General features: G+C 71.5%; 16 protein-coding genes. 7 read left to right on the top strand and 9 right to left on the bottom strand.

Going from position 1 to position 21,781, the window contains the following annotated elements:
• Positions 1–825: a maleylpyruvate isomerase family mycothiol-dependent enzyme gene (locus RNL97_RS15965; protein WP_030585815.1), complete on the bottom strand. Its 825-nt coding sequence runs from the start codon at positions 823–825 to the stop codon at positions 1–3.
• A 201-nt stretch (positions 826–1,026) separates the two neighbouring features.
• Here RNL97_RS15965 and RNL97_RS15960 point away from each other — a divergent pair, with 201 nt between their 5' ends.
• A complete protein-coding gene (locus RNL97_RS15960) occupies positions 1,027–1,818 on the top strand; it encodes a carbon-nitrogen family hydrolase (RefSeq protein ID WP_030585813.1) in 792 nt (263 codons plus the stop codon).
• Positions 1,819–1,900: 82 nt separating this feature from the next.
• Here RNL97_RS15960 and RNL97_RS15955 read toward each other — a convergent pair whose 3' ends face one another.
• Positions 1,901–2,392: an LURP-one-related/scramblase family protein gene (locus RNL97_RS15955; protein WP_313750849.1), complete on the bottom strand. Its 492-nt coding sequence runs from the start codon at positions 2,390–2,392 to the stop codon at positions 1,901–1,903.
• Positions 2,393–2,456: 64 nt separating this feature from the next.
• On the opposite strand from RNL97_RS15955, the gene RNL97_RS15950 reads away from it, so the two are divergent.
• Complete coding sequence (locus tag RNL97_RS15950) at positions 2,457–4,274, top strand: NHL domain-containing thioredoxin family protein (RefSeq protein ID WP_030585807.1); 1,818 nt, start codon at positions 2,457–2,459, stop codon at positions 4,272–4,274.
• Between the two features lie 12 nt (positions 4,275–4,286).
• Here the strand turns inward: RNL97_RS15950 and RNL97_RS15945 are convergent, their stop codons facing one another.
• The 5 genes from RNL97_RS15945 to RNL97_RS15925 form a co-directional block, all read right to left on the bottom strand.
• On the bottom strand, positions 4,287–5,009 hold the full coding sequence (locus tag RNL97_RS15945) for a DUF4232 domain-containing protein (protein ID WP_030585804.1): 723 nt from the start codon (positions 5,007–5,009) through the stop codon (positions 4,287–4,289).
• Between the two features lie 162 nt (positions 5,010–5,171).
• Positions 5,172–8,078: an AfsR/SARP family transcriptional regulator gene (locus tag RNL97_RS15940; protein WP_313751634.1), complete on the bottom strand. Its 2,907-nt coding sequence runs from the start codon at positions 8,076–8,078 to the stop codon at positions 5,172–5,174.
• A gap of 106 nt (positions 8,079–8,184) precedes the next feature.
• Positions 8,185–8,406: a DUF6458 family protein gene (locus RNL97_RS15935; protein ID WP_030585799.1), complete on the bottom strand. Its 222-nt coding sequence runs from the start codon at positions 8,404–8,406 to the stop codon at positions 8,185–8,187.
• A 101-nt stretch (positions 8,407–8,507) separates the two neighbouring features.
• Positions 8,508–9,806, bottom strand: a complete 1,299-nt coding sequence (locus tag RNL97_RS15930; RefSeq protein ID WP_030585796.1) for a M18 family aminopeptidase — start codon at positions 9,804–9,806, stop codon at positions 8,508–8,510.
• Between the two features lie 153 nt (positions 9,807–9,959).
• Entirely contained in the window at positions 9,960–11,786 is a 1,827-nt protein-coding gene (locus RNL97_RS15925) for an acyl-CoA dehydrogenase (RefSeq protein WP_030585792.1), read from the bottom strand.
• A gap of 168 nt (positions 11,787–11,954) precedes the next feature.
• Between RNL97_RS15925 and RNL97_RS15920 the strand changes: the two genes are divergently transcribed.
• The 3 genes from RNL97_RS15920 (at position 11,955) to RNL97_RS15910 (ending at position 14,715) form a co-directional block, all read left to right on the top strand.
• Positions 11,955–12,422, top strand: coding sequence for an SseB family protein (locus RNL97_RS15920; RefSeq protein ID WP_006125898.1), 468 nt, complete (start codon positions 11,955–11,957; stop codon positions 12,420–12,422).
• 176 nt (positions 12,423–12,598) lie between these two features.
• Complete coding sequence (locus tag RNL97_RS15915) at positions 12,599–13,555, top strand: pirin family protein (protein ID WP_030585789.1); 957 nt, start codon at positions 12,599–12,601, stop codon at positions 13,553–13,555.
• Between the two features lie 65 nt (positions 13,556–13,620).
• Positions 13,621–14,715, top strand: coding sequence for an AI-2E family transporter (locus RNL97_RS15910; protein ID WP_030585787.1), 1,095 nt, complete (start codon positions 13,621–13,623; stop codon positions 14,713–14,715).
• Positions 14,716–14,780: 65 nt separating this feature from the next.
• On the opposite strand, the gene RNL97_RS15905 is transcribed toward RNL97_RS15910, so the two are convergent.
• Positions 14,781–16,916 carry an ATP-binding SpoIIE family protein phosphatase gene (locus tag RNL97_RS15905; protein ID WP_030585786.1) on the bottom strand — a complete coding sequence of 712 codons (2,136 nt, stop codon included), beginning with the start codon at positions 16,914–16,916 and terminating at the stop codon, positions 14,781–14,783.
• Positions 16,917–17,080: 164 nt separating this feature from the next.
• On the opposite strand from RNL97_RS15905, the gene aspS reads away from it, so the two are divergent.
• Together aspS and RNL97_RS15895 are read left to right on the top strand one after the other, a co-directional pair.
• Positions 17,081–18,874, top strand: a complete 1,794-nt coding sequence (aspS, locus tag RNL97_RS15900) for an aspartate--tRNA ligase (RefSeq protein WP_313750848.1) — start codon at positions 17,081–17,083, stop codon at positions 18,872–18,874.
• A gap of 254 nt (positions 18,875–19,128) precedes the next feature.
• Positions 19,129–19,920, top strand: a complete 792-nt coding sequence (locus RNL97_RS15895) for a L,D-transpeptidase family protein (RefSeq protein WP_030585781.1) — start codon at positions 19,129–19,131, stop codon at positions 19,918–19,920.
• A gap of 85 nt (positions 19,921–20,005) precedes the next feature.
• On the opposite strand, the gene metG is transcribed toward RNL97_RS15895, so the two are convergent.
• Entirely contained in the window at positions 20,006–21,619 is a 1,614-nt protein-coding gene (gene metG / locus RNL97_RS15890) for a methionine--tRNA ligase (RefSeq protein WP_030585777.1), read from the bottom strand.
• Between the last annotated feature and the right edge of the window lie 162 nt (positions 21,620–21,781).

Raw genomic sequence — 21,781 nt, 5'->3', positions numbered from 1 at the left:
TCACGGGGTCACGGCGAAGTTGTCCAGGATCGCCGTGGCCAGCTCCTGGTCGCCCTCGACCTTGATCCGGTCGGCGACGGCCGCGTGACGGACCCGGCCGCAGGCGAGGCGGACGTACGTCTCCCAGTCCAGCGACAGCGTCACGGCGGGGCCCAGCGACGGCGCGCCGTCGATCGAACCGCGGCCCTCCGCGTCGACGCGGACCGTCCGCAGGAACTCCACCGGGCCGTGCACGTCGAAGACGACCGCCGAGTTGGCGGGCGCGCCCGCGCTCTTGGCGACCACCTTCGGCAGTGCGGCGAGCAGCATGTCCCGGGTGATCAGGGAGCCGGGGGAGTCCAGGTTGCCCGGCTGTCCGAGCGTCGTGCGCAGGTCCTGCTCGTGCACCCACACGTCGAAGGCCCGCAGGTTCAGGGCCGTTTCGAGGGTCTGCTCGGCTCCCAGGGGCGCGCGGACCTTGGTCTCGGGGCTGCGCGACTCGTTGCGGATCTGGCGGGCCCGGCGGATGAGGACGTACTCCAGCTCGGCGGTGATCTCCGGGGAGGTGTGGTGCCGCCGGACGTCGACCTGCATCTCCATGTAGCGGGCGAAGTCGCTCTGTACGTGGTAGAGGTCGCGCGGCAGGGTGTGGATCGGCCGGGGATCGCCGAGCATCTCGCACTCCATGCCGATGACGTGCGACACGATGTCGCGCACCGACCACCCCGGGCAGGGCGTGCGGCGGTTCCACTCGCTCTCGGCGAGGGGCTTCACCAGCTCGGCTATCGCCTCGATGGAGTGGGTCGCGGCGTCGGTGTAGGGCTGGAGGCTGGGATGGACGGTCACGGGACCCCTCGTGCGGTTCTGCGGTGCATGGGCTGGAGAGAGCAGGGAGTGCTGGCGGGTGGGCCGGCTCTGACGGCACTGTCGGCGAGCTGCGTGGGAGGTTCGACCGCTAAGTTACGCTGCGAGCAGGCACCCCGGCAGTGCTTTCGTGTGACGATCGTAGGCCCGTGTTGACGGCTTGAATGCCAGGACGGTGGTAGTGTGCGCGCCTCCCTCATCCAGATCGCAGTAGACCCGGACGAATCCGTCGAGGCCCGCAGGGCGCGAGCGGCGTCCCTGGTGGTCGCCCAGCGCGGCGCCGACCTGGTGGTCCTCCCCGAACTCTGGCCGGTCGGGGCGTTCGCCTACACCGCCTTCGAGGCGGAGGCCGAGCCGCTGGAGGGCCCCACGCACGAGGCGATGGCGAAGGCGGCGGCCGAGGCCGGTGTCTGGCTGCACGCGGGCTCCTTCGTCGAGCGCGCGGGCGACGGCACCCTCTACAACACCAGTCTGGTCTTCTCGCCCGAGGGCGAGCGCACGGCCGTCTACCGCAAGATCCACCGCTTCGGCTTCGACCAGGGCGAGGCGGTGATGATGGGCGCGGGCGAGGAGCTGGTGACCGTCGCCCTGCCGGACACCACCCTGGGCCTCGCCACCTGCTACGACCTCCGCTTCCCCGAGCAGTTCCGGGGGCTCGTCGACGCGGGCGCCGAGACGCTCGTCGTCGCGGCGGGCTGGCCGGAGCGCCGCCGCTCCCACTGGACGCTCCTGGCGCAGGCCCGCGCGGTGGAGAACCAGGCGTACGTGCTCGCCGTCGGCACGGCGGGCACCCACGGCGACATCCAGCAGGCCGGCCACAGCATCGTCGTCGACCCCTGGGGCGAGGTGCTGGCCCAGGCGGGCGCGGACGAGGAGATCCTGACCGTCGATCTGGACGCGGACAAGGTGCGCGCGACCCGGGAGCAGTTCCCGGCGCTGAAGGACCGCCGCCTGGGACTCACGTCACCGCTCTGACGGAGCCCGACGGCGTTCTGAGGGATCCCGGCGGCCTCCGTTCACGTTTCACGTGAAACAACGGGCCGCCGCGCGTGGGCGGTCAGCCCTCGTTGTCCTTGTCCGCCAAGACGATCACGCACATCGCCACAGCGATGAGCAGCGCGGTGTCGGCGTCGTCCCGGACGACGTCGATGCCGTACGTGTCCCGGAGCGTCAGCCAGCGGCGCGAGATCTGGGCCAGCAGCTCACCGTCGTACTCGATGGCGAACTCGCGGTCCAGGATCTTGCCGCTGACATCCAGCTCCGTACCGTCCACCAGCGTGACCCGGTAGTGGTTGCGGAGCAGCGACAGCCGCTTGCGCTTGACCTTGGCCAGCTCCTCGCCGCCGCGCTCGATGAGCATCGTGTCGCGCAGGCTGACCAGCTTCTGCCGCAGCTCGACCAGGACCCGGCCGTCGGCGTCCTTCAGCTCGAAGGTGTCGCGCAGCCGCATCGCCTTGCCGTCGACCAGGAAGACCTTCCGCCCCCCGTCGTCCTCGATCCAGTAGTCGTCGCCGATGGCGAACAGCCGCTCACGTACGAGAAGTCTCATGGGGCACAGGTTCCCCCGGGCCCCGGCGGAATGCGCGCAGGCCGGGACGGTGTTGACTGGTGACATGGCAACACGTGCACGCGTCCGCGCCCCCGAACTCATCGGCAAGGGCGGCTGGCTCAATACAGGCGACCAGCAGTACACCCTCGCTGACCTGCGAGGACGCATCGTCATCCTCGATTTCTGGACGTTCTGCTGTGTGAACTGTCTGCATGTCCTGGACGAGCTGCGCGAGCTGGAGGAGAAGCACCGCGACACCGTGGTGATCATCGGCGTCCACTCGCCCAAGTTCGTCCACGAGGCCGAGCACCAGGCCGTCGTCGACGCCGTCGAACGCTACGAGGTCCACCACCCCGTCCTCGACGACCCCGAGCTGGCCACCTGGAAGCAGTACGCCGTCCGCGCCTGGCCGACGCTCGTCGTGATCGACCCCGAGGGCTATGTCGTCGCCCAGCACGCGGGCGAGGGCCACGCGCACGCCATCGAGAAGCTCGTCGAGGAGCTGGAGGCCGAGCACGGGGCCAAGGGCACGCTCCGCCGCGGTGACGGCCCCTACGTCGCGCCCGAACCCGTCGCCACGCATCTGCGCTTCCCCGGCAAGGCGCTGCTCCTGCCGGACGGCGGCTTCCTGGTCTCCGACACCACCCGGCACCGCCTGGTCGAGCTGGACGCCGACGGCGAGACCGTACGACGCCACTTCGGCACCGGCGAACGCGGGTTGAGCGACGGCGGCCCGGACGAGGCCCGGTTCAGCGAACCCCAGGGGCTCGCCGCGCTCCCGGACGGCCGCATCGCCGTCGCGGACACCGTCAACCACTCCGTCCGCGCCCTGGACCTGACGACCGGGGTGACCAGCACCCTCGCCGGGACCGGCCGCCAGTGGTGGCAGGGGACCCCGACCAGCGGCCCGGCGCGTGAGGTGGACCTCTCCTCGCCGTGGGATCTCGCCTGGTTCGGCGACCGGCTGTGGATCGCCATGGCGGGCGTGCACCAGCTGTGGACGTACGACCCGCAGAGCGCGACCGTACGCGTGGCCGCCGGGACCACCAACGAGGGCCTGGTCGACGGGCCGGCCGCCGAGGCCTGGTTCGCCCAGCCGTCCGGGCTCGCCGTCTCCGCCGACGGGGAGCGGCTCTGGGTCGCCGACTCGGAGACCTCCGCACTGCGCTGGGTCGACCGGGACGAGCACGTCCACACCGCCGTCGGCACCGGTCTCTTCGACTTCGGCCACCGCGACGGAGCCGCCGAGCAGGCGCTCCTGCAGCACCCGATCGGCGTCACCGCGCTGCCCGACGGGTCCGTCGCGATCAGCGACACGTACAACCACGCCCTGCGCCGGTACGACCCGGCGTCCGGCGAGGTCACCACGCTGGCCACCGATGTCCGCGAGCCCAGCGACGCGGTGCTGGTCGACGGCGATCTCGTCGTCGTCGAGTCGGCCCGCCACCGGCTGACCCGCCTCCGGCTGCCCGAGGAGGCGGTCCAGGTCGCCGACCAGGCGCACCGCACCCAGCGGACCGCGACCGGCATCGCCCCGGGCACCCTCCGCCTCGACGTGGTCTTCCAGGCGCCCGCGGGGCAGAAGCTGGACACCCGCTACGGGCCCTCGACCCGGCTCCTGGTCTCGGCCACCCCGCCCGAGCTGCTGGCGGACGGCTCCGGCGCGGGGACCGACCTCGGGCGAGATCTGGTCCTCGCGGACGGGGTCACGGAGGGCGTGCTGCACGTCTCCGCGATGGCGGCGTCCTGCGACGACGACCCGGCCAACGAGTACCCGGCCTGCCATGTGCACCAGCAGGACTGGGGGGTGCCGGTCCGCGTCACCGCGGAGGGTGAAACCCGGCTGGCGCTGGTGCTCGCCGGGATGGACAGCCCTTCGTGACCGCCTGACGGATCAGAACTCGTCGGCGCCGTTGCGCAGCTCGGTGGTCCAGTAACCGGTGGCCCACTTCTGCGGGTTGACGGCAAGGCCCTCGGCGGCGGGCGACTTCACGACCGCCATGCCGCCGCCGTTGGCCTTCAGCGTGACCGTGAACTCCTTCACCGTCTCGGTGGTCTCCTTCCGGCCGCCCTCGGACATGCGCACAGCGGCATAGGCGGACTGACCGGGCTCCAGGACCACCGGGGTCTGCGGCTTGCTCTTGGCGACGGGCGGGACGATGCCCCGCGCGTTGTCCAGGAAGTGGATGTGCGGGTACTCCTTCATCTCGCAGCTCGCGCCGGAGGTGTTCTTCGCGGACAGCGTCAGGTGGGTGTAGGGCGGGCCGTCCTGACGCTCGGCGGTGATCCTCAGGCCCTGCGCCGTGCAGAGGGCGACGGAGGTCTTGGCGGACGTGCCGCCGGTGGTTCCGGAGCCGCCGGAGCTCTTGGCCGCGCCCGCCGGCCGAGCGGTGCCGATGGCACTCGTGGTGCCGGTCCCTGCCGCGTCGTCGGCTGCCTTCTCAGCCCCGGCGCCCTTCCCGGACTCGGCGGGCGACGCGGCGGCGGTCACCGACTTCTCGGCCACGCCCTCCGAGCGGGTGCCGGAACCGTTGTCCCCACAGGCGGTGAGGGTGAGCGCGAGAGCGGCCGTGGTCGCGGCGGCCAGGACGGTGGCGCGGTTGCGGAAGGTACGCATGGAGATTCCCCCGGGGAGACGGTGAGGCGGACGCCCGGTCGAGGCGCCCTGCCCGCGAACTGCTGACGGGATCGACTCTGCCCGCCGCCGCTCACGTATCGCTGCCGTCCCGCTGACGTACGGCTGATGCCCGGGGCGGCGACGACACACCCGGTCAGCGTGTCAGCCCTCGGCGGTGAGTCGCCGGAGCGCCTCGTCGTACCGCCGGCGGTACTCCGTCCGCGCCGACACCCGCAGCAGCGCCTCCAGCGCCCGTACGGCCCCGTCGTCGTAACCGGCCTCCTCCGCCTCCCGCGCGGCCCGGTCCAGCAGCCGGATGCCGTCCTCCTCCTCGCCCAGCGCGAGGCGCGCCTCGCCGCAGACCGCCAGCAGCAGCGACCGGCGCACCGCTTCCTCGTGCTCGGGGCCCAGGTCGAGCGCGGTCCGCGCACAGGCCAGCGCCTCCCGCGGGCGGTTCGCGGTGAGCTGCATCCGTGCCAGGTGCTGGAGCGCGAGCATTTCGGTGTGCCGGTCCTCCTCCTCGCGGGCCAGCTCCACGGCGCGGGTGCAGTTCTCCGTCGCGGTGGCCGACTCGCCCAGTTCGGCCTGGACGACGGCCAGGTTGATCAGCGCGGTCGCCTCGCCCAGCGGGTCGCCGGCCTCGCGGGCGAGCACCGGCGAGCGCTCCAGCACGGCGGCGGCCTCCGATGTCCGGCCCTCCTCCGTCAGCACCCAGCCCAGCAGGGTGAGCACCCGCGACTCGGCGTACGCGTCCTTCCCGGCGCGAGCCGCTTCCAGGGCCAGCTCCAGCAGGGGCGCCCAGTTGTCCCGTACCCGCCACACCACCTGCGGCCACTGGAGCAGGATGATCCGCCAGGTCCGGTCCGCCAGCCCCGCCTCCCGCGCCGCCACGGCGGCCAGCGCCAGGTTCTCGCGCTCGGCCGCCAGCCAGCGCATCGCTTCCGCACGGTCGGCGAAGTCCCGTACGGCGGCGGGCTCGCGGTAGCCGTCCGGGAGCACGAAGCACGGCTCGCCGCCGGGCTCCGCCGTGTCGGCGGCGGCCAGCGCGGTGGCGATGCAGTGGTCGAGCACGCCGGTGAGAGCCTCGTGCGCGGACGCCGGGTCGAGGCCGCGGGCGTACAGGCGCACCAGGTCGTGCAGGATCCACCGGCCCGGAGCGGTCTCGGCGACGAGGTGGGCGGCGGCGAGGCGCTCCAGCGCGGCCGCCGCGGCGACCGGATCCGTCCCCGCGAGCGCGGCGGCCGCGTACGGGTCGACATGGCCGCCGGGATGGTGCCCGAGCCGAGCGAACTGGTGGACGGCCTCCGGTGGCAGGTGCTGGACGGTCAGCCGCAGCGCGGCCGCGACGCCCGTGTCGTCCACGTCGAGATACGCCAGCCGGCCCCGCTCGTCTGCCAGTTCGTCGGCGAGGGCGGCCAGCGTCCAGCGCGGCCGTCCCGCCAGCCGGGCCGCGGTGACGCGCAGCGCGAGTGGCAGCCCGCCGCAGAGTTCGGCGAGGCGGCGGGCCGCCACCGGCTCGGCGAGCACCCGCTCCTCCCCCAGCACCCCGGCGAGCAGCGCCGTGCCGTCGTCGGCCTCCAGCGTGTCGAGGGGGACGGGCCGGGCGGCGTCCGAGGCGATGAGCCCCTCCAGCCGGTGCCGGCTGGTGACCAGCGTGACGCAGTCGCTGCCGCCCGGCAGCAGTGCCCGGACGGTGGCGGAGTCACGGGCGTTGTCGAGGACGACCAGCACGCGGCGCCGGTCGGTCAGTGAGCGGAAGAGCGCGGCGGCTGCCGGGGCGGACTCCGGGACCCGGCGCGGCGCGACGCCGAGCGCGAGCAGGAACTCCCGCAGGACGTCGATGAGCGCGCTCTCGCCTGCCTCGCTGAACCCGCGCAGATCGGCGAAGAGACGGCCGTCCGGGAAGAGCGCGCCGCTGCGGTGCGCCCACTGGAGCGCCAGCGCGGTCTTGCCGACCCCGGCCGGGCCCGTGACCAGGCAGACGGGCGCCTCGCCCGCCGCCGCCCGCGTGAGCGCGGCCAGTTCGGCGCCCCGTCCGTGGAAGCCGCGCGGCGCCCGGGGGAGCAGGTCGACGGGGAGCGGTTCTCCGGGGTGCGGCGCGGGTGCGACAGACGACGGGCGCAGCGCGGCTTGGGACGCCACCGCACCGCCACCGCGCGCGGGCACGTCACCGGCGGCACCGGACGGACCGGCGGAGGCCGGGTCCGGGGCCGCCGCACCGGCCGGGGGCGCGGCGCCGACCGAGGCCGCCGGACGGGCCGGGGACGGGGCCCGGATACCGGCCGGAGCCGCCACGGGCCCCGGCCTCGGCCCCGCCCCGCCGCTCCCCGGGTCACCCCGCAGGATCAGCGCGTACGCGTCGGCCAGTTCGTGGCCCGGGTCGATGCCCAGCTCGTCGGCGAGGAGCCGCCTCGTACGGTGGAAACGGTCCAGCGCCTCCGACTGGCGTCCCGCCCGGTACAGCGCCAGCACCAGCTCCGCGGCCAGCGACTCGCGCAGCGGATGAGCCGCGGTCTCCGCCGCCAGCAGGGCCGCGGCCCGGTGGTGCTCGCCGAGCACCCCGTACGTACGGGCCAGGTGCTCGACCGTCGCCAGCCGCGACTCCTCCAGGGAGTGCGCGGCCGCCCGGAGCGGCGGCCCGGTGAACGCCCCGCTGAGGGCCGGGCCCTGCCACAGCGACAGGGCCTCCTTCAGCATCAGCACGGTGTCCGCCGGGCCGCGCTGTTCCCGCGCCAGCATCAGCAGTTCCTCGAACCGCTGCGCGTCGATCAGTGTCTCCGGGACCCGCAGGACGTACGCGTCGCCGAGCGTGGCCAGCTCGACCCCGTAGGCCTCCGCGTCCGCACCCACCAACAGGGCGCGCAGCCGCGACACATGTCCCTGGATCACGCCGCGGGCCTGCAGCGGTGGTGTGTCGTCCCAGAGGGAGTCCGTCAGACGGGTCACGGAGACCGGGGTGTTGGCGGACAGCAAGAGCGCGGCGAGCAGGCTGCGGCGCTTGGCGGGCCCCAGCGGCAGCGGCCCGGTGAGTGTTTCGACGGAGACCGTGCCGAGCAGCCGGAACTCCACGAACGGCTCCTCTTCCGGGCGGTACGCACCCACGGTGGGGGCGTGGGATCCGTCCCAGGATATCGAGCTCCCCGCAGGGCCGACGCAGAGCGGTCGCCGCAGGTCGTCAGCGGTAGCGCTGCTCGTCGTCCTGGACGACGGTGGTGGTGGGCGGCACGACCATCCGGCGGCGCCGCGCGATGCTCATATAGACGAAGACCCCGACGAGACCGACGAGCATCATGATCCAGCCGACCAGGTCGACATTGACGGTGTCCATCTTCCAGTCGGTGGCGAACGCCAGGATCGCGCCCGCACCGATCAGGAGAATGCATCCTCCGAGTCCCATGAATTCCGCCTCCTCGACCGCCCGGTGAGTCCGGGCCGGTGTACGACTCGCGTACCCGGCCCGGCAACAACCATGTGCGCGGAGGGGGTTGGAGTATCCGGTCAGCCGGCCAGGAACGCGGTGAGCGCGTTTGCCAGCAGATACGGGTCGTCAGCCCCGCACAGCTCGCGGGCGCTGTGCATCGAGAGGATCGCCACGCCGATGTCCACGGTCTGGATGCCGTGCCGGGCGGCGGTGATCGGCCCGATGGTCGTGCCGCAGGGCATCGCGTTGTTGGACACGAAGCTCTGCCACGGCACGCCCGCCTTCTCGCAGGCCGCGGCGAACACCGCGCGGCCGCTGCCGTCGGTGGCGTACCGCATGTTGACGTTCACCTTGAGGATCGGCCCGCCGTTGGCGACCGGATGGTGCGTCGGGTCGTGCCGCTCCGCGTAGTTGGGGTGCACGGCGTGGCCGGTGTCGGAGGAGAGGCAGACGGTCCCGGCGAAGGCGCGGGCGCGGTCCTCGTACGTGCCACCGCGCGCGAACACCGAGCGCTCCAGCACCGAGCCCAGCAGCGGCCCGTCGGCGCCGGTGTCGGACTGCGAGCCGTTCTCCTCGTGGTCGAAGGCCGCGAGCACCGGGATGTACGGGATGTCGGCGTCGGGCCGGCCGGCGACGGCGGCCAGGGCGGCGGTCGCGGCGTGCACCGAGAGGAGGTTGTCCATCCGGGGCCCGGCCACCAGCTCCCGGTCCCGGCCCAGGTAGGAGGGCGGCTCGATGGCGTGCGGCATCAGGTCCCAGCCGGTGACGTCCTCCGCGTCGACCCCCGCCTCCTGGGCGACGAAGCGGATCAGGCCGCCCTCTTCCACATCGCCGAGTCCCCAGATCGGCTGCATGTGCTTCTGGCGGTCGAGCTTGAGCCCCTCGGTGTTGGCCGACCGGTCCAGGTGGACGGCCAGCTGCGGCACCCGCAGCAGGGCCCGGTCGATGTTGACCAGCCGGTGGGTGCCGTCGCGCAGCGAGATCCGCCCGGCCAGACCCAGATCCCGGTCGAGCCAGGTGTTGAGCAGGGTCCCGCCGTAGACCTCGACGGCGATCTGGCGCCAGCCGTGCGCCCCGGTGTCGGGCAGCGGCTTCACCCGGAGGTTCGGGGAGTCGGTGTGCGCCCCCGCGATCCGGAACGGGGTGTGCGCCTGCGCGCCCTCCGGCACGTACCAGGCGACGATCGCCCCGCCGCGCAGCACGTACTTCCCGCCCGCGGAACCGTCCCACGCGGCGGTCTCCTCGACCTGCCGGAAGCCGGCCTCCTCCAGCCGGGCGGCGGCGTTGGCCACGGCGTGGTACGGGGACGGGCTGGCCGCCAGGAAGGTCATCAGGTCATCGGTGTGCGCACGGTCGAACCGGAGAGGGGAACTCATGTTCTTCACTGTAACGAGGACCGGGGGTCCGGTATCCGGTGACCGCGCGGTCACCGGCCCGTCGCCCCCGGTCCGCCGACCGTGCGACAGCGCCGCCGCCCGGACGGTCTCCGGGCGGCGGCGCTGTCGGATGTGCTGAGCGGCCGAGAGGTCCTAGAAGGCGGCCTCGTCCAGCTCCATCAGCGAGTTGTCGATCGACTCGGCGAGCGCGCGCTCGGTCGAGACGCCCGGCAGGACGTTCGCGGCGAAGAACTTCGCGGCGGCGATCTTGCCCTGGTAGAAGGGCACGTCCTTCGCGGAGGCGGTCGGCAGCTTGTCGGCCGCCACGGCCGCGCCCTTGAGCAGCAGGTAACCGACGACGACATCGCCGGAGGCCATCAGCAGGCGGGTCGTGTTGAGGCCGACCTTGTAGATGTTCTTGACGTCCTCGCCGGTCGCGGTGAGGTCGGTGATCATCGTGCCGACGATCGCCTCCAGGTCCACGGCGGCCTTGGCGAGGGAGTCCAGCGCCGGGGCCAGCTCCTCGTTGCCCTGGGCGCCCGCGAGGAACTTCTTGATCTCCTCGGAGAGCGTGTTGAGCGAGGCGCCCTGGTCGCGGACGATCTTCCGGAAGAAGAAGTCCTGGCCCTGGATCGCGGTGGTGCCCTCGTAGAGGGTGTCGATCTTGGCGTCCCGGATGTACTGCTCGACCGGGTACTCCTGGAGGTAGCCGGAGCCGCCGAAGGTCTGGAGCGACTGCGCGAGCTGCTCGTAGGACTTCTCGGAGCCGTAGCCCTTCACGATCGGCAGCAGCAGGTCGTTGAGACCGTTCAGCGCCTTGGCGTCCTCGCCCGCGGCCTCCTGCTCCTGGATCGCGTCCTGGACGGAGGCGGTGTAGAGGACGAGGGAGCGCATGCCCTCGGCGTACGCCTTCTGCGTCATGAGCGAGCGGCGCACGTCGGGGTGGTGCGTGATGGTGACCTTGGGCGCGGTCTTGTCCATGAAGTTAGCCAGGTCCGGACCCTGGACGCGCTCCTTGGCGTACTCCAGGGCGTTCAGGTAGCCCGTGGAGAGGGTGGCGATGGCCTTCGTGCCGACCATCATCCGGGCGAACTCGATGATGCGGAACATCTGGCGGATGCCGTCGTGCTTGTCGCCGATCAGCCAGCCCTTGGCGGGGTGCTGGTCGCCGAACGTCATCTCGCAGGTGTTGGACGCCTTGAGGCCCATCTTGTGCTCGACGTTCGTCGCGTACACGCCGTTGCGCTCGCCCAGCTCGCCGGTCGTCCAGTCGAAGTGGAACTTCGGGACCATGAAGAGCGAGAGGCCCTTGGTGCCCGGTCCGGCGCCCTCGGGGCGGGCCAGCACGTAGTGGATGATGTTCTCGGACATGTCGTGCTCGCCCGAGGTGATGAAGCGCTTCACACCCTCGATGTGCCAGGAGCCGTCCTCCTGCTGCACGGCCTTCGTCCGGCCGGCACCGACGTCCGAGCCGGCGTCCGGCTCGGTCAGCACCATCGTCGAGCCCCACTGCTTCTCGACGGCGATCTCCGCGATCTTCTTCTGCTCCTCGTTGCCCTCGTCGAAGAGGATGCCGGCGAAGGCCGGGCCGGAGGAGTACATCCACACGGCCGGGTTCGAGCCGAGCAGCAGTTCCGCGTAGCCCCAGATCAGGGAGCGCGGGGAGGTGGTGCCGCCGATCTCCTCGGGCAGGCCCAGACGCCAGTACTCGGAGTCCATGAAGGCCTGGTACGACTTCTTGAAGCTCGCCGGGACCGGAGCGGTCTTGGTCTCCGGATCGAAGACCGGCGGGTTGCGGTCGGCGTCGGCGAAGGAGTCGGCGAGCTCGTTCTCCGCGAGGCGGGCGACCTCGTCCAGGATGCTCTTCGCGGTGTCGACGTCCATCTCACCGAACGGACCGGTGCCGTACACCTTGTCGCGCCCGAGGACCTCGAACAGGTTGAACTCGATGTCGCGGAGATTCGACTTGTAGTGCCCCATGGGAAGGCTCCGTAATCAATAGCAGTGGCGCCACAGCGCCCCGGGGAGTGATGCGGGTCGGGCGACAGGCAGGCGTAGGTCTATCAGCTGACCTCTCCGATGATGCTACCCGTCAGTAATAAGGCGCAACCCCTCAAGCCGTAGATGTGTCCGATTACTCTTTGCAGCATGTACGGCTACGACCAGAACCCTGGTGCTCAGCAGCAGATGGGTCAGATGGGCCAGATGGGTCAGATGGGCGGCGGCTACGGGGAGCAGCCGCTGTATCCCGAACCGTCGCCGCCCTCCCTGGCCGACGCGGTCCGGGCCTTCACCACCGGCTCCCTCTCCGCCGAGGACTTCCAGCAGATCTTCGCGACGTCTAAGGTCTACTGCCCCCGCGGCGACAACCCCGGCTTCCTGGCGCTGCACAACACGCAGCAGCCGGTGATCCCGATGTTCACCACGCTCAAGGAGCTGCGGCGGTACGCGGGCAAGGAGTCGAAGTACTTCGTGATCACCGGGGCCGAGGTGATCGACCTGCTGCCGACGGGGTACGGCTTCGTCCTGGACATGGAGGGTGACCACCGGATGGTCTTCGACGCCAAGGCCGTCGAGCAGATGGTCGACTTCGCGATGCGCCGTATGTACGGGTAGGGATTCGGTGTCCGTACGTCACTGACCTGCGGTTTCTTCTGTCGGGCGAGGGCCCGCGCCGACTCGGTGCGGGCCCTCGCCCCGTCGTGGCCGCCCTCCGGGAATGCGCGGCGCCTTGCAGGATGTTCATCATTCAACTAAATTGATTCCAGAACACTCGCCCGGAGGTGGCTCGCATGCCCGCAGTGACTGTCGACAACCCGCTGACCCTGCCCAAGGTGGCCGCTTCGGGTGATGCCGTGGCCCGTCCCGTGCTCGCCGTCACGACCGCGCCCAGCGGCTTCGAGGGCGAGGGCTTCCCCGTCCGCCGTGCGTTCGCGGGGATCAACTACCGGCACCTCGACCCGTTCATCATGATGGACCAGATGGGTGAGGTGGAGTACGCGGCGGGGGAGCCGAAGGGCACGCCCTGGCACCCGCACCGCGGCTTCGAGACCGTCACGTACCTGATCGACGGGACCTTCATCCACCAGGACTCCAACGGTGGCGGCGGCACCATCGAGAACGGGGACACCCAGTGGATGACCGCCGGCTCGGGTCTGCTGCACATCGAGGCCCCGCCGGAGTCGCTCGTCCTGTCCGGCGGCCTCTTCCACGGCCTCCAGCTCTGGGTGAACCTGCCCAAGGCCGACAAGATGATGGACCCGCGCTACCAGGACATCCGCGGCGGCGAGGTCCAGCTCCTCGCCTCCCCGGACGGCGGCGCGCTGCTCCGGGTCATCGCCGGTGAACTCGACGGCCACCAGGGCCCGGGCATCACCCACACCCCGATCACGATGATCCACGCCACCGTCCGGCCCGGCGCCGAGGTGACCCTGCCGTGGCGCGAGGACTTCAACGGCCTCGCGTACGTCCTGGCCGGGCGCGGCACGGTCGGCGCGGAGCGCCGCCCGATCGAGATGGGCCAGACCGCGGTGTTCGGAACCGGCGGTTCGCTGACCGTCCGCGCGGACGAGCGGCAGGACGGCAACACCCCGGACCTGGAGGTCGTCCTCCTCGGCGGCCGCCCGATCCGCGAGCCGATGGCCCACTACGGACCGTTCGTGATGAACAGTCAGGCCGAACTGAAGCAGGCCTTCGAGGACTTCCAGGCCGGCCGCCTGGGTACGGTCCCCGCGGTCCACGGCATGTGACGTACCGTCACCCGTACGGTGTGCGTCGGCGGGCCCGCCGACGCACACCGTGATCGGCTGGGAGGGTGCCCGCATCCAAGCCCCTCCTGCCCGACAGCGCCCGCCGCGCCGCCGCCTGGTGCGGTGTGGTCCTGCTCGTCGTGGGCGTCGCCGCCGTCGCGATCTGGCTGGTCGTCGCCCTCAAGACCGCGGTCACCCCGGTGCTGCTGGCCCTGCTCGGCACCGCTCTGCTCGGACCCGTCCACCGCCGGCTCGTCGCGCGCCGCCTCAACCGTTCGCTGGCCGCGGGGCTGACCTGCGCCGCGCTCGTCGCCGTGGTCGGCGGCGCCGGGTACATCGTCGTCACCGCGCTCGTCGATTCCGGCGACCAGATCGTCGCCTCGCTCAAGGACGCGGGCCAGTGGGTCGTCGACCACTTCGACATCGCCGGGGCCACGGACGTCGACGATCTGGCCGACAACGCCAAGGGCCTGGTCGAGAAGTTCGGGGCGAGCGCGGCGGGCGGGCTGCTCAGCGGCATCAGCCTGATCGGTTCGCTGGTGGCGACCGGTGTGCTGGCCCTGCTGCTGACGTTCTTCTTCCTGCGCGACTCGGACCGGGCGGTGAACCTGGCCCACACGGTGGCCCCGCGCGGCACCGGGGACCTGGTGGAGGCCATGGGGCGGCGGGCGTTCGAGGCCGTCGAGGGCTTCATGCGCGGCACCACGTTCATCGCCCTGATCGACGCCGTGTGCATCACGGTGGGTCTGCTGATCCTGGACGTGCCGGGGGCGGTGGGGCTCGGCGCGCTGGTCTTCGTCGGCGCGTACATCCCGTACCTGGGGGCGTTCCTCTCCGGCGCGGTGGCGGTGCTGGTCGCGCTGGCCGACCGGGGGTTCGTGATCGCCCTGTGGGCGCTGGGGGTGGTCCTCGCGGTCCAGGTGCTGGAGGGCCATGTGCTCCAGCCGGTGATCCAGAGCCGTACGGTCCAGATGCACCCCGCGATGATCATGATCGCCCTGACGGCGGGAGCGAGCGTGGCCGGGCTGATGGGCATGCTGCTGGCGGTCCCGCTGTGCGCGGCGGCCTTCGGCGTCCTGGGCGAACTACGCGGGGGAGGCGGCGCCCGTCCCGCCCCTCCCAGCTCGTCGGACGCCCCTCCCAGCCCGTCCGGCGCTTGAGGACGGAACCGCTACGCGGGCGAGCCCGAGCTCTTCGGAGAGCCAGGACCCGGGGCCCGCCCCACTCAGGAGACCGCCGCCCCCGCAAACTCCCCCGGCTCATCCGACTCGTACAACTCGAACCAGATCGACTTCCCCTCCCCCCGCGGATCCACCCCCCACGCATCCGCCAGCATCTCCATCAGCACCAGGCCCCGCCCGCTGGACGCCATCTCGCCCGGCCGCCGCTTGTGCGGCAGCTCGTCACTCGCGTCGGCGACCTCGACCCGCAGCCGCCGCTCGCCCCGCTCGCCGGAGATCTCCGCCACCATCAGCGCGTCCCCGTCCGTGTGGACGAGCACGTTGGTGGCCATCTCGGAGACCATCAGGACCGCCGAGTCGACCTGCTCGGGATCGCTCCAGTCGTGCAGCAACTCCCGTACCAGCTGCCGCCCCACCGAGATCCGCTCCGGCTCGGCCTGCGCGATGGTCAGGACGCTGCGGCGCGGCGGCGCCTTCGGGGCCGGGGCGCTCTCGCGCCGCAGCACCAGGACCGCGATGTCGTCCTCCCGCCGGTCCGCCAGCGGCCCCGTCGTGTAGTGCGAGGTCGGCCCGTGCACGGCCTGGACCAGAGCGTCGGCGAGCTGTTCCAGGTCCTCGACCGGCTTCTCCAGGACCGGCCGCAGCCGGGTCCAGCCGGTCGCCATGTCGTGCCCGCCGGTCTCGATGAGCCCGTCCGTGCACAGCATGATCGTCTCGCCGGGTTCCAGGACCACCCGGGTGGTGGGGTAGTCGGAGTCGGTCTCGATCCCGAGCGGCAGCCCACCGGCCGTCTGCCGGATCACCGCGGTCCCGTCGGCGCTGATCACCACCGGGTCGGGGTGGCCCGCGCGGGCGATGTCCAGGGTCCCGGCCTCCGGGTCGACCTCGGCGTACAGGCAGGTCGCGAAGCGTGGCGCCGCGGGTTCCTCGTCGCCCTCGACGCTCTCGTAGGCGTCGGTGAGCCCGGACAGGAAGCGCGAGGCCCGGGCGAGCACGGCGTCGGGGCGATGCCCCTCGGACGCGTAGGCGCGCAGGGCGATGCGGAGCTGGCCCATCAGTCCGGCGGCCCGCACGTCATGGCCCTGGACGTCGCCGATGACCAGAGCGATACGGCCGTTGGGCAGCGGGATCATGTCGTACCAGTCGCCGCCCACCTGGAGCCCGCCCCCGGTCGGCACGTACCGCGCGGCCACCGTCATCCCGGGGATCTCCGGTCCCAGGGTCGGCATCATCGAGCGCTGGAGCCCCAGCGACAGCTCGCGTTCCGTCTCGGCGACCCCGGCGCGGGCCAGGGCCTGAGCGAGCATCCGGGCGACCGTCGAGAGCACCGCGCGCTCGTCCGGGGAGAACGCCACCGGATGCTGGAACCCCGCCATCCAGGCGCCCATCGTGCGGCCGGACGAGACCAGGGGCAGGAAGGCCCAGGACTGCCTCCCGAAGCGCCGGGCGAGCGGCCAGGTGGCCGGATAGCGGCGGCGGTACTCGTCGGGGGAGGGGAGGTAGATCGCCCGGCCGGTGCGGACGACCTCGGCGGCCGGGTAGTCGGTGTCCAGGGGCATGTCCGTGAAGGGCTCCTCGTCCCCGATGTTGTGCCCGTGGTGCCCGATGATCGTCAGCCGCTCCCCGGCGGAGCCGAAGACCGCGAGCCCGTCCGGGGAGAAGCCGGGCATGGACAGGGACCCGGCGACCCGCAGCACCTCCGCGGTGGACCGGGCCTCGGCGAGCGCCCGCCCGGCGTCCAGCAGGAACGCCTCCCGGGACCGCCGCCAGTCCCCCGTGATCGGCGTGTGGGCGGCGTCGGTGGCGCCGGGCTGTGGCTCGGCGACCTCCTGGAGCGTGCCGTAGAGGACATAGGCCCCGCTGTCGGCGTCCTCGCCCGTCGGGAGGACCGGCTTGGAGCGGCTGCGCACGGTCCGCAGGACCTGCCCGCGCTCGTCCACGATCCGCAGCCGCGCCTCGGCGAGGCTGCCCTCGGCGACGGCGAGGTTCACCACCCCGTAGATCTCGTTCCAGTCGACCGGGTGGAAACGGGAGCGCACCGCCGACTCCCGGTAGCTGCCGGGCTCGGGAGGCAGGCCGAGGAGCCGGGCCGCCTCCGCGTCGAGCGTGACCGTGCCGGCTGCGTTGTCCCAGCGCCACAGGCCCGTCGCGATCGCGGCCAGGACTTCCTCGGTGCGCATTGCCCCACTTTAGGAAGATCTGCTCGGGGGACGCCACCGAGAGGCCGCCACCTGCCCAGGGGGCTACGGGTACGGCGGCGCAAAGGGAAATGAAGCCCCCGGCCCCGGGCGGTAGCCTGGGGAGGCTCAATCCACCCCTAACCGCGAAGACTGGATGAACGACGATGCATCGGTACAGGTCCCACACCTGCGGCGAGCTCCGCGCCTCTGACGTCGGCACCGACGTCCGGCTGAGCGGCTGGCTGCACAATCGCCGAGACCTGGGCGGCATCCTCTTCATCGATCTGCGCGACCACTACGGTCTGGTGCAGCTCGTCGCCCGCCCCGGCACCCCCGGCAACGAGGCCCTGGCGAAGCTCACCAAGGAGACCGTCGTCCGGATCGACGGCAAGGTCTCCGCGCGCGGCGCGGACAACGTCAACCCGGAGCTGCCGACCGGCGAGATCGAGATCGAGGTCTCCGAGGTCGAGGTGCTCGGCGAGGCCGGCCCGCTGCCCTTCACGATCAACACCGAGGACGGCGTCAACGAGGAGCGGCGCCTGGAGTACCGCTTCCTCGACCTGCGGCGCGAGCGCATGCACCGCAACATCATGCTGCGCTCGGCCGTGATCGCCTCCATCCGTTCCAAGATGGTGGCCCTCGGCTTCAACGAGATGGCGACCCCGATCCTCACCGCGACCTCCCCCGAGGGCGCCCGTGACTTCGTCGTCCCGTCCCGGCTGAACCCCGGCAAGTTCTACGCGCTGCCGCAGGCCCCGCAGCAGTTCAAGCAGCTGCTGATGATCTCGGGCTTCGACCGCTACTTCCAGATCGCGCCCTGCTTCCGCGACGAGGACGCCCGCGCGGACCGCTCGCCGGGCGAGTTCTACCAGCTCGACGTCGAGATGTCCTTCGTCGAGCAGGAGGACGTCTTCCAGCCGATCGAGAAGCTGATGACCGAGCTCTTCACCGAGTTCGGCAACGGCCGCGAGGTCACCTCGCCGTTCCCGCGCATCCCGTTCCGCGAGTCGATGCTGAAGTACGGCAACGACAAGCCGGACCTGCGCGCCAAGCTGGAGCTCGTCGACATCTCCGACGTCTTCGCCGACTCCGGCTTCAAGGCCTTCGCCGGCAAGCACGTCCGCGCGCTGCCGGTCCCGGACACCGCGGGCCAGTCCCGGAAGTTCTTCGACGGCCTCGGTGAGTACGCCGTCGAGCACGGCGCCAAGGGCCTGGCCTGGGTGCGCGTGGGCGAGGACGGCACGCTGGCCGGACCGATCGCCAAGTTCCTCACCGAGACCGACGTCAAGACGCTCACCGAGCGCCTCTCGCTGGTCCCGGGCCACGCCGTCTTCTTCGGCGCCGGCGAGTTCGACGAGGTCTCCAAGATCATGTCGGCGGTCCGGGTCGAGGCCGCCAAGCGCGCCGGCCACTTCGAGGAAGGCGTCTTCCGGTTCTGCTGGATCGTCGACTTCCCGATGTACGAGCGGGACGAGGAGACCGGCAAGATCGACTTCTCGCACAACCCCTTCTCGATGCCTCAGGGCGGCCTCGCCGACCTGGAGGAGAAGGACCCGCTGGACATCCTCGCCTGGCAGTACGACATCGTCTGCAACGGCATCGAGCTGTCCTCGGGCGCCATCCGAAACCACGAGCCCGAGCTGATGCTCAAGGCTTTCGAGATCGCCGGTTACGACCGCGAGACCGTCGAGCACGAGTTCGCGGGCATGCTCCGCGCGTTCCGCCTCGGTGCCCCGCCGCACGGTGGTATCGCCCCCGGCGTCGACCGCATCGTCATGCTGCTCGCGGACGAGCCGAACATCCGCGAGACCATCGCCTTCCCGCTCAACGGCAACGCCCAGGACCTGATGATGGGCGCCCCGACCGAGCTGGACGAGACCCGCCTGCGCGAGCTGAACATCCAGCTGCGCAAGCCGGTCGCCGCGAAGGGCGCGGCGGAGAAGCCCGCCGACAAGTAGGGCGGACCCAGAGGCCTGCCGCCCCTCTCCGCTCTGCGGATGTTTCACGTGAAACAGCCCCCGATCACCCGATCGGGGGCTGTTTCGTTGCATACCCGCGAGCGCCGGTGACGGCCGGGCGACGTGGTACAGCCGGATGGCCCCGGTTCGGGTTCGATCGGGGCGGGCCCGGCAAAGACTGGCACCGAGACACCCCTCTCGCAGCCCGTCCTGCCGCGTCGCGCCGCCCGCCGCCCTCCGAGGAGCCCACCGCTGTGTCCCTCCCCCGCCGCCCGCCCGCCCTGCTCGCCGCACCACTCCTCGCCCTGGCCCTGCTGCTCACCGGCTGCTCCTCCGGCGCCGCTCCGGAGAAGGCCCCGGTCGGCGTCCCGGGGCAGGGCGCCGCGGGCCCGCAGTCCGACGCCGCGTCCGCGCTCCGGTCCTCCCTCGGCCCATCGCCCGCCCCGACCCCCGCCGAGATCCCGGACCTGGGACCCAAGACCCTGGCCCAGATCCCCGCCGAGGCCCGGCAGGCGTTCGTGGTCACCGGCGAGGAGGCGGACTCCTACCGCTCCAGCGCGGTCCTGTACAGCCGCGCGGACCCGGCGCAGGGCTGGGAGCCGGTCGCGGGGCCCTGGCCGGCGCACAACGGCATGGAGGGCTGGACGGACCACCACGTGGCGGGCGACCGGAGATCGCCCACGGGCGTCTACACTCTCACCGACGCGGGCGGCCGGCTCCCCGACCCCGGCGCGCTGCTGCCGTACGACGAGCACCCCCGGTTCGCGGCGGACGGCGAGGGTTTCTTCGGCGAGCCGCTGGAGGGCTCCTTCGACTACGTCGTCGCCATCAACTACAACCGCACCGAGGGTGTCAGCCCCCTCGACCGCACCCGCCCGCTCGGTCTCGAACGCGGCGGCGGCATCTGGATCCACGTCGACCACGACGGCCCGACCCAGGGCTGCGTCTCCGTCCCCGAGGAGCGCATGGAGGAACTTCTGCGCACCCTGGACCCGGTGATGAACCCGGTGATCGTGATGGGCGACGCGGAGGCGCTGAGGCGGTGAGGGGAGCCGGGGGAGGGGGAGGAACGCGAGGAGCCCGGGACCGCGAACAGCGGTCCCGGGCTCCCGGCGTACGTACGGAGAGGCGTTACGCCGGCTTCTCCTCCAGGCGCGGGAACAGCACCGCGCCCTTCGTCACCGTCACACCCGCGGGCAGGGTGCCCCAGACGCCCGCGTCCTGGACCTTCTGGTCGGCCAGGGCGCCCAGGGACTCCTCGGCGCCCAGGGACTCCCAGAGCTTCTGCGAGGTCTCCGGCATCACCGAGTTGAGCAGCACCGCGACCCCGCGCAGCGACTCGGCGGCCGTGTAGAGGACGGTCGCCAGGCGGGCCTGGCCCTCCGGGGTGGTGTCCTTGGCCACCTTCCAGGGCTCCTGCTCCGTGATGTAGCCGTTGACCTGCTTCACGAAGTCGAAGATCGCCAGGATGCCGCCCTGGAAGTCCAGCTCCTCGCCGATCTTTTGGTCGGCCGCAGCCACGGCCTTCGCCAGGCCGTCCCGTACGGCCTGTTCGGCGTCACCGGCGGCCGTGTCCTCCGGCAGCGCCCCGCCGAAGTACTTGCCGACCATGGCCGCCACGCGCGAGGCGAGGTTGCCGTAGTCGTTGGCCAGCTCGGAGGTATAGCGGGCGGAGAAGTCCTCCCAGGAGAACGACCCGTCGCTGCCGTAGGAGATGGCCCGCAGGAAGTACCAGCGGTACGCGTCCACGCCGAAGTGCGAGGTCAGGTCCTGCGGCTTGATGCCGGTCAGGTTCGACTTGGACATCTTCTCGCCGCCGACCATCAGCCAGCCGTTGGCGACGACCTTGCCGGGCAGCGGCAGTCCCTGCGCCATCAGCATCGCGGGCCAGATGACCGAGTGGAAGCGGAGGATGTCCTTGCCGATCAGGTGCACGTTCGCCGGGAACGTACCGTCGAACTTCTCCTGGTTGGCGCCGTAGCCGACCGCCGTCGCGTAGTTGAGCAGCGCGTCGACCCACACGTAGATGACGTGCTTGGGGTCCCACGGCACCGGGACGCCCCAGTCGAACGTCGAGCGCGAGATCGACAGGTCCTGCAGGCCCTGCTCGACGAAGTTCACGACCTCGTTGCGCGCCGACTCGGGCTGGATGAAGTCCGGGTTCGCCGCGTAGAACTCCAGCAGCTTCGGGCCGTACTCACTGAGCTTGAAGAAGTAGTTCTCCTCCTTGAGGAGCTCCACCGGCTTCTTGTGGATCGGGCAGAGCTTCTGACCGGCGGACTCGCCCTCGCCGTCGATCAGATCGCCGGGGAGCTTGTACTCCTCGCAGCCCACGCAGTACGGGCCCTCGTACCCACCCTTGTAGATCTCGCCCTTGTCGTACAGGTCCTGCACGAACTCCTGCACCCGGTCGGTGTGCCGCTTCTCCGTCGTCCGGATGAAGTCGTCGTTCGCGATGTTGAGGTGCTCCCAGAGGGGCTTCCACGCCTCCTCGACGAGCTTGTCCGCCCAGGCCTGCGGAGTCACGTCGTTCGCCTCGGCCGTGCGCATGATCTTCTGACCGTGCTCGTCCGTGCCGGTGAGGTACCACACCTTCTCGCCGCGCTGGCGGTGCCAGCGCGTGAGCACGTCGCCTGCGACGGTCGTGTAGGCGTGGCCCAGGTGAGGAGCGTCGTTGACGTAGTAGATGGGGGTCGAGACGTAGTACGCCGTCGCCCCCTGCTTCTCGGATCCAGTGGCCGCCATGGTCGAAATCCTAACGGCCCGATCAAGATCCACTCACATCGATAAACGGCGGCGGGCGCGCGGACGGAGGAAGGCCCTCCGGTGGAGAGCTTTGCGAAACATCCCCTCACGTAATGGTTCCCGTAGGAAAGTCGCATCCTGGGAGGGAGCGGACAAGCGTGC

Origin of the sequence: Streptomyces parvus, assembly GCF_032121415.1 — a bacterium.
Lineage (GTDB): Bacteria > Actinomycetota > Actinomycetes > Streptomycetales > Streptomycetaceae > Streptomyces > Streptomyces globisporus_A.
Note: the sequence above shows the minus strand (reverse complement) of the source record. Positions and strands in the feature narration are given on the sequence as shown.